General features: G+C 70.5%; 14 protein-coding genes and 1 other RNA gene. 7 read left to right on the top strand and 8 right to left on the bottom strand.

Annotated features, from left to right (window positions below; translation table 11 throughout):
- Nucleotides 1–251 precede the first annotated feature (251 nt).
- Nucleotides 252–455, bottom strand: a complete 204-nt coding sequence (locus Manayef4_RS21270; protein WP_011435877.1) for a hypothetical protein — start codon at nt 453–455, stop codon at nt 252–254.
- Nucleotides 456–612: 157 nt separating this feature from the next.
- Here Manayef4_RS21270 and Manayef4_RS21265 point away from each other — a divergent pair, with 157 nt between their 5' ends.
- From Manayef4_RS21265 to Manayef4_RS21255, 3 genes are all read left to right on the top strand, one after another.
- Entirely contained in the window at nt 613–1,590 is a 978-nt protein-coding gene (locus Manayef4_RS21265; protein ID WP_023840528.1) for a Nif3-like dinuclear metal center hexameric protein, read from the top strand.
- A 117-nt stretch (nt 1,591–1,707) separates the two neighbouring features.
- The gene (locus tag Manayef4_RS21260; protein ID WP_011435879.1) at nt 1,708–2,451 is read left to right on the top strand and encodes a C4-type zinc ribbon domain-containing protein; all 744 of its coding nucleotides are present in this window, start codon (nt 1,708–1,710) and stop codon (nt 2,449–2,451) included.
- Between the two features lie 49 nt (nt 2,452–2,500).
- Nucleotides 2,501–3,637 carry a bifunctional RNase H/acid phosphatase gene (locus Manayef4_RS21255; RefSeq protein WP_070133085.1) on the top strand — a complete coding sequence of 379 codons (1,137 nt, stop codon included), beginning with the start codon at nt 2,501–2,503 and terminating at the stop codon, nt 3,635–3,637.
- Between the two features lie 56 nt (nt 3,638–3,693).
- Here Manayef4_RS21255 and Manayef4_RS21250 read toward each other — a convergent pair whose 3' ends face one another.
- The 5 genes from Manayef4_RS21250 to rnpB form a co-directional block, all read right to left on the bottom strand.
- On the bottom strand, nt 3,694–4,080 hold the full coding sequence (locus Manayef4_RS21250; RefSeq protein ID WP_011435881.1) for a hypothetical protein: 387 nt from the start codon (nt 4,078–4,080) through the stop codon (nt 3,694–3,696).
- The gene (locus Manayef4_RS21245) at nt 4,073–4,972 is read right to left on the bottom strand and encodes a hypothetical protein (protein WP_070133083.1); all 900 of its coding nucleotides are present in this window, start codon (nt 4,970–4,972) and stop codon (nt 4,073–4,075) included. The genes Manayef4_RS21250 and Manayef4_RS21245 overlap by 8 nt, the downstream gene beginning before the upstream one ends.
- Before the next feature lie 525 nt (nt 4,973–5,497).
- Nucleotides 5,498–5,764: a type II toxin-antitoxin system RelE/ParE family toxin gene (locus Manayef4_RS21235; protein ID WP_023840524.1), complete on the bottom strand. Its 267-nt coding sequence runs from the start codon at nt 5,762–5,764 to the stop codon at nt 5,498–5,500.
- 1 nt (nt 5,765) lies between these two features.
- Nucleotides 5,766–6,017, bottom strand: coding sequence for a type II toxin-antitoxin system Phd/YefM family antitoxin (locus Manayef4_RS21230; protein WP_254665781.1), 252 nt, complete (start codon nt 6,015–6,017; stop codon nt 5,766–5,768).
- A gap of 41 nt (nt 6,018–6,058) precedes the next feature.
- Nucleotides 6,059–6,471: RNase P RNA component class A (rnpB, locus tag Manayef4_RS21225), an RNA gene on the bottom strand.
- Nucleotides 6,472–6,805: 334 nt separating this feature from the next.
- Here rnpB and Manayef4_RS26300 point away from each other — a divergent pair.
- The 4 genes from Manayef4_RS26300 (at nt 6,806) to Manayef4_RS21205 (ending at nt 10,630) form a co-directional block, all read left to right on the top strand.
- Nucleotides 6,806–7,147 carry a lipopolysaccharide assembly protein LapA domain-containing protein gene (locus tag Manayef4_RS26300; protein WP_023840523.1) on the top strand — a complete coding sequence of 114 codons (342 nt, stop codon included), beginning with the start codon at nt 6,806–6,808 and terminating at the stop codon, nt 7,145–7,147.
- Between the two features lie 192 nt (nt 7,148–7,339).
- Nucleotides 7,340–7,837, top strand: coding sequence for a PaaI family thioesterase (locus tag Manayef4_RS21215; protein ID WP_023840522.1), 498 nt, complete (start codon nt 7,340–7,342; stop codon nt 7,835–7,837).
- A 386-nt stretch (nt 7,838–8,223) separates the two neighbouring features.
- Entirely contained in the window at nt 8,224–10,173 is a 1,950-nt protein-coding gene (locus Manayef4_RS21210; RefSeq protein WP_254665788.1) for a serine/threonine-protein kinase, read from the top strand.
- Between the two features lie 157 nt (nt 10,174–10,330).
- Nucleotides 10,331–10,630, top strand: a complete 300-nt coding sequence (locus tag Manayef4_RS21205) for a GlsB/YeaQ/YmgE family stress response membrane protein (protein ID WP_070133076.1) — start codon at nt 10,331–10,333, stop codon at nt 10,628–10,630.
- Between the two features lie 131 nt (nt 10,631–10,761).
- On the opposite strand, the gene Manayef4_RS21200 is transcribed toward Manayef4_RS21205, so the two are convergent.
- Nucleotides 10,762–11,412, bottom strand: a complete 651-nt coding sequence (locus tag Manayef4_RS21200; protein ID WP_070133074.1) for an MBL fold metallo-hydrolase — start codon at nt 11,410–11,412, stop codon at nt 10,762–10,764.
- A 201-nt stretch (nt 11,413–11,613) separates the two neighbouring features.
- On the bottom strand, nt 11,614–12,702 hold the full coding sequence (locus tag Manayef4_RS21195; protein ID WP_011435891.1) for an S-(hydroxymethyl)mycothiol dehydrogenase: 1,089 nt from the start codon (nt 12,700–12,702) through the stop codon (nt 11,614–11,616).
- Nucleotides 12,703–12,903 lie beyond the last annotated feature (201 nt).

The following is a 12,903-nucleotide window of genomic DNA, read 5'->3' as shown; positions in this document are numbered from 1 at the left end:
CTTGATCGTTTTCCTTTCGGTGGGGATGGCTGTGCGGAGTTGTATCGTGTTGCGGCTTTGTTGTGCCGGCTTTTGTGGAAACAAGTACGCAGAGTGCCGATCTGGTGCCTTCGCCTGCTTTGTTTAGAGGGATTGCRCCAACATAGCCGGCGGCGGGCGTCCACCCGGCCGGAGCCGGGCAGCCGCCCGGGTGGCTCGGCGTCTCAGTGCCTCGGCGTCTCGGCGTCTCAGCGTCTCAGTGCCTCAGCGCCTCAGCGCCGGTCCGGAGCGAACGATGCCTGCGCCGATGGCACGTCGGGCCACATGGCCCCGACGGCGGGCCGTTCCGGCGCACCCATGGCCTCGGCCACCTTGCGCATGATGGCTTCCACCAGCCGGACAGCCTGCGGGGTCGCGAGGTTCAGCACGATCTCGGCATCCCCCGCCACCTGGAATCGCACCGAAACGTCCGCCATGACGACTGCCCTTTCCTCGCGGCTCGCCAGCACATCGCAGGCGTGTTGCCACCGGTGACGTTACGGGGCCGGAACGACCGCCCCCACGGCGCCCGGGTGTGGCACCGGACAGCGTGACCGGCTGGCAGGTCGCTGCGACGAAGCGGGTAGGGTCACGGTGGTGACCTTTCCGTCAGCGACAGTGCGTGACTGTGTGGCCGTGCTTGAGCGTTTCTTCCCTCCGTCCTGGGCCGAGTCCTGGGACGCGGTGGGACTGGCGGTGGGTGATCTGGACGCGCCGGCCTCGGCGGTCCTGTTCGCGGTGGATCCGACCCCCGAGGTGGCGGCCGAGGCCGTCACGGCGGGAGCTCAGCTGCTCGTCACCCACCACCCGCTGTTCCTGCGGGGAGTRCACGGCGTCGCCGAGACCGGTCCGGGCGGGCGGGTCGTTGCCACCCTGATCCGGGCCGGCGTCGCCCTGTACACCGTGCACACGAACGCCGATGTCGCCGCGCCGGGCGTGAGTGACGCGCTTGCCGACGCGCTGGGGTTGCGTGACGTCGCCCCGCTGTCCGCCCCGGCCCCGCTGTCCGCCCCGGCGAACGTCGGGGCCGACGAGGGCGGTGCCGGGGCCGACGAGGGCGGTGCCGGGGCCGACGAGGGCGGTGCCGGGAGCAGCGCCGGTGATGAGGGTGGTGTCGGTGATGAGGGCGGTGTCGGCGGGGCGAGCGTGTGCTGGGGCCTCGGCCGGATCGGTGACCTGCCCGCGGCCGAGTCCCTGGAACGGTTCTGCGCCCGGGTCGTCCGAGCGCTGCCGGCGACGGCGGGCGGGGTCCGGGCGACGGGTACCGCGGACCGGCTCGTCCGGCGGATCGCGGTGTGCGGCGGCTCGGGGGGAGAACTGGTCGCCGCAGCCGAGGCCGCGGGAGCGGACGTCCTCGTCACCGCGGACGGCCGGCATCACCACGTCCTCGACGCCGTCGGTGCGCATGGGGTCGTGGTGGTCGATGTCGCCCACTGGGCGAGTGAATGGCCCTGGCTGAGCCAGGCCGCCACCCGCCTGCACACCGGTCTGCGTGCGAGGGGACGTACGGTGAGCACGTCGGTATCCGCTATCGTSACCGATCCCTGGCGGGTGCACGTTCCGTCCCGGTAGGCGGTGCCGGCGGCGCGGAGGCCCGGGTCACGCGGAGGCCCGGGTCACGGAGGGCGCCGCGTCGGGTCTGGTCAGGTCGGCCAGGTGTAGTCGTTCAGGCGTACCAGTGAGGAATCGATGAAGGCCGATCCAGCAGTTCAGCTCCGCCTGCTCGATCTGCAGGCGCTCGACACCGGTATCGACCGGTCGGTGGCCCGCCGACGCGGTCTGCCGGAGCACGCCGTCATCACCGAGCGCACCGCCGCGCTGACCTCGTTGGACGGTGAGGTCGTCGGGGTGCGGACCGAGCTGAGCGACGTCGCGCGTGCCCAGCGCAAGCTGGAGAACGAGATCGACCTCGTGCGGACCCGTTCGGCCCGTGACTCCCAGCGGCTTGATTCCGGCGCCGTCTCGACGCCGCGTGAGCTGGAGAACCTGCAGGCGGAGCTCGCCTCGCTGACCCGTCGTCAGGGCGTGCTCGAGGACGACGCGCTCGAGAAGATGGAGATCGTCGAGGGCCTGGAGAGCCGGCTCTCCGCGTTGTCCCAGCAGCGATCAGCCCTGCAGGCCGAGCTCGACGCGGCGGTGGCCGCGCGGGACAAGGCCTACGCCGAGCTCGATGCCGAGGTGGCGCGGCTGCGCCATGACCGCGACGCTCTCGTCCCGGAGCTGCCCGAGGCGCTGGTCACGCTGTACGAGCGGATCCGGGCGTCCTCCAGCGGAGTGGGCGCCGCGGCCCTGCTGCGCCGCCGCTGCCAGGGCTGCCATCTTGAGCTGTCGGGCGGCGACCTGCGCGCCGTGGCGGCGGCGCCGGGGGATGAGGTGGTGCGCTGTGAGGAGTGCCGGCGCATCCTGGTCCGTACCCCCGAATCGGGGCTGTAACACCGTCGGCGGGACCCCCGCCTCGGGGGTAGACGAGGGGAGCATGTAGATGGGCACCGTGCGCAGGCTGGTCATCGAGGCCGACGGCGGGTCGCGGGGTAACCCGGGCCCGGCGGGCTACGGGGCCGTGGTCCGCGACGCCGGCTCGGGGAAGCTGCTGGCCGAGCGCGCGGACTCGATCGGGCGCGCCACGAACAACGTCGCCGAGTACTCCGGGCTGATCGCCGGGCTGCGGGCCGCCGCTGAGATCGCCCCGGACGCCGAGCTGGAGGTCCGGATGGACTCCAAGCTCGTCGTCGAGCAGATGAGCGGCCGGTGGAAGGTCAAGCATCCGGCGATGCGGCCGCTGGTGGCCGAGGCGACGGAACTCGCCGCCCGGTTCCCCGCGGTCCGTTTCCAGTGGGTGCCCCGCGCGCGCAACGCCGACGCCGATCGGCTCGCGAACGAGGCGATGGACGCCGCCGCCGCCGGGCGGGCCTGGGAACCCGCGGTCCCGCAGTCCCCGGACCCGGTCCCGCACCACGCGCCGACGACGAACCGGCTCTCCGGCTGGATGGCGCCGCCCGCACCGCCGACGACGACCGTGCTGCTGCGTCACGGGCAGACCCCGCTCTCGGTGGAGAAGCGCTTCAGCGGGACGGTCGAGGCGGCCCTGACCGACGTCGGGCYCGGCCAGGCCGCGGCCGTAGCGAACCGGCTGCGCGACGAGCCGTTCGATCTCGTCGTCAGTTCGCCGCTGAAGCGGGCCCGGCAGACCGCCGAGGCCCTCGGCCGCGACTACGTCGTCGTCGACGATTTGCGGGAGACCGACTTCGGCGCCTGGGAGGGGCTGACCTTCGCCGAGGTGCGTGAGAAGTTCCCCGATGAGCTCAATGCCTGGCTCGCCGACCCGCACGTCCCGCCGCCCGGCGGGGAGAGCCTGATCGCCACCGTGGCCCGGGTAGCGCGGGTGCGTGACCGGCTGCTCGCCGAGCAGCCAGGCGGGCGGGTCCTCATCGTCTCACACGTCACGCCGATCAAGGGGTTGGCCCAGCTGGCGCTGGCGGCGGAACCGGCCGTGCTCTACCGCCTCCACCTGGATCTGGTGTCGATGACGACCATCGACTGGTACTCCGACGGCCCGGCGGTGCTACGCGGGTTCAACGACACCCATCACCTGGCGGGCCAGACGATCTACGGCGAATAGGGGCAGCTCAGGCGGGTTGATGCGGGGTCAGGGCCGAGGCTGCCGGCCCCGCGGCGCTACCGCGCCCGCAGGGCCGCCGCCGCGGCGCTGACCTGTTCCTCCGTCGGCGCCACATACGTGAAGTCCCGGCCGCGGAGATAGTCGAGAAACGCCGGCTCCGGCGGAAGATCGTGCTCCTCCAGATAATAGGCGATCGATGCGCTCCACACCCATTCCCCGTCTGTCAAGAACACGATGGGAACTTGCTTCCCGCGTGACTCGTCCAAACGGTCCACCGAGAGGCCCGCCGCGCGCAGGATGACTTCACCCTTGCAGAGATAGGCGAGAAATGCTGCCCGTTCGCGGCCGGCGGGAAGCTTCGGACGATCGGCGGCGAAGGGGGTGCCGTCCTGGGTGCCGTCGAACAGTTTCGCTATCTTAATGTTGCCGAACACCTCAGGCATTCTGTTTGCCCTCGCCTCTCGGATGAAAATTGATCCAGGAGCCGTCATGGGGAACGGTTTGCACCAGACGACCGTACTCATTTTCGGTCATTGATGTCGTCCACACGTTACCGCGGTCGTCGGCCCAGGCCAGCTCGGTCGGTGCCGTCACCGCGACCCCGAGTTCGTCCGCGACCTTCTGGGCCACGGGGTTGTCGCCCTGCCCGGTCTCGCAGGACAGCAGCCGCACCGGTCGGCCGCGCCAGTTCTCGTCGGCGCGGATGAGCGCGCCGAGCTGCCGGGCGTCGAGCGCGACCTTGCCGACCCGGAATCCCGACGGGTCGCCATGCAGGTCGGCTGTGTAGGTTCCCGGGACCGGCTCGGCGGCCATCGCGGTCCTCCGCATGTCCGTGTCGGACTTCTCGAAGAAGGCGCGTCCATCTCGAGTCGGGAGGCTTTCCCGCCAGATCCTCGTGAGCCGCCACCCCAGCTTCTCCGGTCCGGCCGGCCGATCCTGCTTCCTGGCCGCGTCCATCTCACCGCCGGGCCCGCGGTCGAGCAGCGCGAGCTTGCGTTCCACCGGCGAAGGATCGGCGGACCGCGTGTCCTCTACCGACCGACGGTCGGCCGGCCACGGGGCACGATCATCCGAGGTGTTCCGGCGGTCGAGCGCGTCCAGCTTGGCGTCGATCCTGGAACGTTCCGTCTCCGGCCGCGCCGAGCCTTCAGGGGCCGAGCCTGCGGATGCCAAGCCATCGGATTCGGTGCCGTCGGCGGAAACGGGGGAGCCTGCCTCCGGTGATGTGAGCCGGTCGAGCAGCCGCGCCTTCACCTCGGCCTGGCTCGGCCCAGCCCCCGGTCTCCAGGGAGCGGCCGGCGCATCGACGCTCGCATCCGGCCGTTCGAYCGACATTGCCACCTACCGTAGCAGTGTCACCACATCATGGCTAGAAACGACCAGTCAGGTGAGGACGGCGACCCAGCGTTTCGATCCCTCCAGAGATGATCAGCGCCGAGTGTCGGAGGAGGGTTGGTGGTCGGCTCTCTCCAGCCTGGCGATCTGGGGCTGCACCAGGCCGACGACAGCCGCCAGCTGACGCTGACTTAGACCGTGCTCGGTGYGGTATCGCACCACCTTGTTCGCAACGTCGCGGGCGAAAGCCCTGCGGTCCGGTGCGTCACGGAACTCGGCATCCGCGCGGTTGTCCTCAATGACCTGGTCGAGAGGCTTGRGAGCTGCGAGCTTCATGCGTCACCCTCCACGTCGTCGAGACGTTCTTCGGCCGACCTGACGGCTTTTCGGATCGGTGTCGGCCTCGACACCGATGACCAGGTTCGGCCCGATCCGTCGATAGAACGCGCGCCATGGACAGCGGCCCTGTCGTGGACGTAGGCAGGTGATGGGCGATCTTGATATCACTGTGTCGAGTCGCTCGGGTCAGAGGTGCCGGTACACCTCACGTCGATGGGCGACGTGAACGATCGTGACGAGAACGCGGGTGTGGTCGACTTGGTAGATCACCCGATATTCACCAACTCTGATCCGCAGTATCCCGGTGGGTTGGCCGGTGAGGGCCCGGGCCCCGGAGGGGCGGGGTTCCGCCGCGAGTCGTGTCACCGCGATCAGGATCCGTCGAGCGGCGGAGGCGTCGAGCTTGCGCAGCTCTCGCAGCGCCGCAGTCGCCCACTCGACGGTGTGCGCCACGTCAGTTCAGGCCGAACTCGGYGAGGACGTCGGCATGGGGTACGCGAGGCTCCTCGGCGGCCAGCGCCTCTCGGGCGACGGCGAGATCCGCTTCGTCCTCTGCCGCTTCCAGCTCACGGAGATCTTCTATGGAGATTACTGCCGCGACCGCGCGACCGTGACGGGTCAGGACGATCCGCTCCCGGGCGTGCTCCGCCTTGGAGACGATCTCGCCGAGGTGGTCGCGTGCCTCGCTGATCGGCATCTCACTCATCCCCAGATTGTACAAACCGGGGAGCGGTCGGGCCGCTGAGGCGGACGAGGTGGCCTATAAGCCGGGTCCTGTACCGGCTCGCCTCACGGCTCGCCGGCGGCGACCATCTCTCTCGGGCTGCCGTTGCCGGCAGCCTCCAGCGGTCCACCCGCAGGCTCGGGCGGGCAGCCCTCGAACGCCTGCGCGGTCCGCGACCTGTGACGGCCACGGGCCTTCTGACCTTGCTCCGGGCGGGGTTTACCGAGCCGCCCAGGTCACCCTGGGCGCTGGTGCGCTCTTACCGCACCGTTTCACCCTTACCGGCGCCGGGACCGGCACCGGCGGTCTGTTTTCTGTGGCACTGTCCCGCGGGTCACCCCGGGTGGGTGTTACCCACCGCCCTGCCCTGTGGAGCCCGGACTTTCCTCGGCGACGCCGGACCGGCCGGCGCCGACGCGGCCGCCCGGCCAACTCGTCCGCTTCCTTCAGTATAGAGTGCTTCCCGGTCCACGCTTCCTGGGCGTAGGGCTGATCGGGCTGTCGGTGCGCGGAGCCGGCCGATCGGGCGGGATGGCGGCGGGTCGAGGAACAGGAAGATCATGACGGGACCGAAGCAGCCGGGCCAAGGGTTCGGCGACGCGGGGCGTGTGGCCTCTCCGTCCGCCGTTCCGTCCGCGCCCGCGGCGCCTGCGCCGGCCGGGCAGACCCCCGCGGCCTCGCCTCCTGGAACGCCCGCCGGCCAGGTTCCGGTTGGTTCGGTTGGTCGAGCCGGTCCGGGCGGTCCGGGTGGTTCAGGCGAGGTGGCGCCCGTGCCGCACCAGCCGGTCCACCCGGGCGCACCGGATTCTCCCGGCGTCCCGGGTGCGCCCACTGGCGGCGCCCGGCCCCCGCGTCGCGGGGTTGCCTACACCACCTATGCGATCACCGTGCTGGTGCTGCTCATCGCGATCGCTGTCGTGGTCTTCGTCGTGCAGAACGACGCGCGCGTGAGCATCTGGCTGTTCGGTTCGACCAAGCAGATGTCGGTCGCGGGTGCACTGGCCGCCTCGGCCGCCGCCGGTCTCGTCGTTGGCCTACTCATCGGTGTCATTCCTCAGATCAGGCTGCGCCGCGAGTTGCGCCACCTGCGTCGCGCGGCCAGCCGCCGGTAGCTGAGCGGAGTCCTTGGCCGCGGGTCGGCCGGTAGCCGGTTGGTGTAGCCGGTTGGTGGAAGGGACGTCGGCAAGATGCCAGGCGGATCCCACCGCGTCGGTACAGTCCGGGTCGTGACGCCGTTGCGAACAGATCTGCCACCGGGAGCACAACTCCCGCCACGTCCAGCGAACRCACCGGCGCCTGGCACCGTGCTGCCGTCCCACTACGTGCGGTGCTTCGCCTGCGGTGACCAGTCCGCCCACGGACTGCACCTACGGGTCGACGCCGATGCCGGGCTCGCGCTGTGCGCGACGTTCGAGGTGACCGAGCATCATCAGGGAGCGCCGGGCCTCGCCCACGGGGGCCTGCTCAGCTGCGCCCTCGACGAGGCGTTGGGTGCGCTCGGGCATCTGACCCGGACCAGCCTGGTGACCGGCCGGCTGGAGACGGACTTCCTGCGGCCGGTACCCGTGGGCACTGTCCTGCACCTGAGCGCGCGGGTCGAGGGCGTGCTCGGCCGGCGGGTCTACGCCAGTGGCGAGGGACGGTTGAACAGCCCTACCGGACGGGTCGCGGTCCGGGCCCGAGGGCTGTTCGTCGAAGTACCCATGGAGCACTTCGTCACCCATGCCCGGGCCGAGGACATCCAGGCGATMGAGCAGGATCCGGACCTGATCCGGCTACGCGAACATCAAACTATTTTCTGATCTTCGAATCTCCTGATCTCCGAATCTCGGAATCCGCTCACGGGCAGGACTCGTTTGCTCGCTGTGATTCGACCGCGCRGACCGTCACATCTCCGTCACAGATCCGTCACAGATTTAGCTGGCACGGTGGACGTGGCAACCGGGATCGAGTCGTTGGGTCGGCTCCCCGGAACTGATTGGAACCGGCAGGCCAGGCCGATCGGTCGGGATCGACCGCTTGTGCCTCGGCCGGGAGCTCCGGGCCTGTCGGGATGCTCCATCGACCGTTGCCTCGGCCACTGCGTCGGAACGTTCGGAGCTGCGGTCGGCCCCGGCGGCCAATCCTCGCCGGCTGTCGGTCGGCTCGCGGCGGAAAGCTCGACGGAAGGGAGGGCGCGGTGCCGGCGATGTCGCTGCGCTCTGGCGATCCGGAGCGGATCGCCCGGTTCACGCTCACCGCGCGGCTCGGCTCCGGCGGTATGGGAGTCGTCTACCTCGGCATCGACGACGAGACCGGAGGGCCGGTCGCCCTCAAGGTGATCCGGTCGGACTTCACGGCCGATCCCGAGTTCCGCAGCCGGTTCCGTCGCGAKGTCGCGGCCGCCCGGGCGGTCGACGGTGCCTGCACCGCGAGGCTGGTCGATGCCGATCCCGACGCCGAGGATCCGTGGATGGCAACCGAGCACATCCACGGCCAGAGCCTCGCCGAGGCGATCGCCGACCGGGGCGCGCTGGCCATGCCGGTCGTCATGGCGCTGGCGACCGGGCTCGCCGAGGCCCTGAAGTCCATCCACGACGCCGGCATCGTCCATCGGGACCTGAAACCGGGCAACGTGATCCTCAGCGAGGACGGCCCGAAAGTGATCGACTTCGGCATCGCGGCGGCGGTCGACGCGACGGYCGCTACCAGGACGGGGGTGTTGCTGGGCAGCCCGGGTTACATGGCCCCGGAGCAGGTCACTGGACGCGGCGAGATCGGCCCGCCGGCGGACGTCTTCGCCTGGGGCCTGACGGTACTGTTTGCCGCGTCGGGGCGACCCCCCTTCGGCACCGGCCGGCCCGACGCACTGCTGTACCGGGTGGTCCACGACGAGGCCGACACCGGGGATGTTCCGCCGGCCCTGCGCCCAGCGGTCCGCGCGGCGCTGCTCAAGGAGCCCATGGCCCGGCCGAGCGCCCACGCGTTGCTGCGCGTGCTGATCGGGTCTACTGGCGACCCGGGGCGCGAGACACGCCGGATACTGCGGGACGCCTGGCTCGCTCCACCGGTGGCGACCCGTGTGAGGAGCCTTCTGCCGGCCGTGGAGGAGGATACCCACGACGCCAAGACGCAGATCCGCCTCGATGCGCCGGAGAGCGCCGGCGCGGGGACAAACGGCGCGGGGACAGCGGACCGGGCGCCACTCGGGACCGGTGGTCCGGCGGGCGAGTCCGGGCAGGTTGGCGAGTCCGGGCAGGTTGGCGAGTCCGGGCAGGTTGGCGAGTCCGGGCAGGTTGGCGAGCTTGGGCGGGTCCGCGGGTCCGCGCCCGGCGAGGATGACGGTCCGGCCGGTGGCCGGCCGACTGGAGATGATCATGATGTGGCCGCTTCCGCCGAGGTAGCTTCCGCCGGGGCGAAGCGGCCCCTGTCCGGCCGGCGGGCCCGCGCCCGACGCCACCCGCGCCGGACCGCGGGTCTGGCCGCCCTGGCCGCGACACTCGCGGGCCTGGCCGCCCTGAGCGCATCCGAGGCCGCCAGCGACCTCGGTCCGCGGGCCCCCGGGACGGCCGCCAGCTCCCGGGCGACGGGCGGGGAACTGGAGCCCGGCCCGCACGACGTGCCACCCACCCCGTCGTCGCGTGACGACGTCCCGGCCCGATCGGGACGTACTCCTGGGCCACTGGGGCTCCCCTCACCCTCTGTCATCGTTCCTCCCGCCGGTTTGTCGTCGGGGCGGCCGATCCCCGGGTTCCGGGGCACGGTCGGCCAGCTCACACAGGCCAAGGCGTTCACCGACTTCGTCGCCGCCCACGACACCCAGATCATCTTCCTCGACATCTCCACCCTCGCTGAGGGTAACGAAGGGGCCTTCTACCCCGGACCGGACTTTGGGGGGGACAACCGGCCCAACTTCACCCTCTTCGACGCGTGCGGGGCGCTCGGGCCGGGGGAGCCGCCCGGCTTCGAGCCGGGGAAGGAGTGCTTCGGGAGCACGTACCGCCTTGCCGAGATGGCGCACAGCGGTGCTTCCTTCGGCTACGTGCAGGGTTCCTACCGGCTGCGTGGTTATTTCTGGGTCGACCTGGTACCCSGAATGCACCAGGGATTCGCGAACATCAATCTGCGGGCCGTCGACGTCCGGGATCTTCCGCGTTGACGGACGGGCGGCGTTCCGCCGGATTGGGCCTATTTTCCAGGAAAAAACCAAATAAGGAAGGTTTGTGCATCCGGTGCAGGTCGGGTGCCCGCGGTGTTTGTGCAGCCGGGTTCATGGAGACGAAGAGGAGGCAGACTCAGGCTCTGGAGGGTGTTCGGTGTTCCAAATTCTCTGGATCGTTCTGGCCGGTCTGGTGATCGGTCTTCTGGCCCGTCTGATCGTCCGGGGTCGGCAGAACATCCCACTCTGGCTGACGGTCGGGTTCGGTATCATCGGCGCGCTGGTGGGTAACGTAATCGCGAGCGCGCTCGGCGTGCGCCACACCGGCGGCTTCGACTGGATCCGGCACATCCTGCAGGTTGGTGTCGCGGTCGCGCTAGTCGCGATCGTCTCCCCGATGTGGGCGGCGCGTCGCGGGCAGAGCAGCGGCACCCGGCGCACCGCGGRCCGACTCTAGCCTGGTGCGCACACCCGGGGTCCGGTGCGCACACCAGGCGGTGATGCGGGGAAGCGGCCGGTCAGCGGCCGCTGACCGGCTCGGTCGTGCCCGCGCCGGTTGCGCCCGCTCGGTGGCCGCTCAGTGGCCGCTCAGTGGCCGCGGCTCACCCAGTCGTCGTAGTCGATACCCTCCTCGCCGATGGTCGTGTCGTCGCCGTGACCGGTGTGCACGACGGTGTGCGCGGGCAGGGTGAGCAGTCTGGTACGGATCGAGGCCAGGATGGTCGGGAAATCGGAGTAGGATCGCCCGGTCGCCCCGGGACCCCCGCGGAAGAGCGTGTCGCCGCTGAACAGGACCGGGTCGCCGTTGATCTCCCCGAACAGGCAGATCMCGCCGGGAGAGTGGCCCGGGGTGTGCAGGACGCGCAGCGCTCCACCTTCGGGCAGGCTGATGAGCTGTCCGTCCGCGAGCGCGTGGTCGGGCGCCCGGTGCGGATAGATCGCCTTCCACAGCACCACGTCGGCGGGGTGCAGCGCGATGGGCGCCCGGACCAGGTCCGCGAGCTCCGTCGCCGCATTGATGTGGTCGTTGTGACCGTGTGTAGCAATGATCGATGTGACCACGCGGGTGCCGATGGCCGCCGCGATCACCGACGGGTCGTGCGCGGCGTCGATGACCAGTACCTCGTCGTCGTTTCCCACGAGCCAGACGTTGTTGTCGACCGTGAACGACTGACCGTCGAGCGTGAAGTCGCCGCGTGTGATCACCCGATCCACCCGAAGCCCKGTATTGACGATCATTGCGTCCCCTCCTCGACCCGATCGGTCTGCCCGCTGCCCGCTGCGCGTGTCGCGGGTGCCGTCGGACGGCGGTGCACCCGGTGGGGTCGACCGTATCCGGCGGTTCCCGGCTCCGGGTGGACCCGCCGCCAACGAAGCTCGCCAGTGAGCAAAGGCTTGGTGAACGATGGTTCAGTAGATGGCGGCCCGGTGAACGACGACTCAGAGGATGACGACGCTGCGCAACACGTCGCCGCGCTGCATCCGGGTGAACGCCTCCTCGACGTCGCCGATCCCGATGGTCTCGGTGACGAAGGCGTCGAGGTCGAGTCGGCCCCGGCGATAGAGGTCGATGAGGATCGGGAAGTCGCGGCTCGGCAGGCTGTCGCCGTACCAGGACGACGACAGGTGACCGCCGCGGCCGAAGACCTCGGCGAGCGGCAGCTCCACGGTCATCGTCGGGTCGGGTACACCCACCAGGACCAGCCGCCCCGCCAGGTCGCGGGCGTCGAAGGCCTGGCGGTAGGTCTCCGGGCGGCCCACCGCATCGATGACCACATCGGCGCCGAAGCCGTCGGTGAGCGCCCGGATGGCCGCCACCGGATCGTCTGCCGTGGCATTCACGACATCGGTGGCACCGAAGCGTCGGGCCCAGGTGAGCTTCCGGTCGTCGACATCGACCGCGATGATCTTCCGCGCTCCCGCGATCGAGGCGCCGGCGATCGCCGCGCCGCCGACCCCGCCGCAGCCGATCACCGCCACCGTCTCACCCCGGGTGACCCTGCCGGTGTTCACGGCGGCACCGAAACCGGCCATCACCCCGCAGCCGATCAGCCCGGCCGCCTCTGGCCGGGCCGCGGGGTCCACCGGCACGCACTGGCCCGCGGCGACCAGGGTCAGCGGCGTGAACGCGCCGATGCCCAGCGCCGGCGCCAGCGGCGTCCCGTCCGCCAGGGTCATCGGATTTCGCGCGTTGCGGGAGTCGAAGCAGTACCAGGCCATGCCGCGCCGACAGGCCCGGCAGGTTCCGCAGGGGGCCCGCCAGGCCAGCACCACGTAGTCACCCGGGGCCAGACCCACCACGCCCTCGCCCACCGATTCGACGGTGCCGGCCGCCTCGTGCCCCAACAGGAACGGATAGTCGTCGTTGATCGCGCCCTCGCGGTAGTGCAGGTCGGTATGGCATACGCCGCAGGCGCGCACCCGTACCCGTGCCTCGCCTGGACCCGGATCTGGAACAACGATCTGCTCCAGCGAGACCGCGGCGCCCTTCTCCCGGGCCACCACCGCTTCCACCGTCTGCGCGCCCATCCCGGATCCCTTCTCCTCGAGTCTCCTCGAGCACTGATCGGAGAGATGAATCCCTCGTCGAACCGGAGCGGTCACCCCCCGGTGTCTGATTTCCTACCTCCGTTGGTGGGGTCCGTCCAACACAGGTGGGGTCCGTCCAACGTGGTCACGCCGCTCATGGCGCGACACGCCGCTTTACGGCCACCCGGCGCCACCGAGAAC

It is taken from the genome of Frankia sp. CgMI4 (genome assembly GCF_001756285.1).
Lineage (GTDB): Bacteria > Actinomycetota > Actinomycetes > Frankiales > Frankiaceae > Frankia > Frankia casuarinae.
This window is presented reverse-complemented; position numbering and strand designations above follow the sequence as displayed.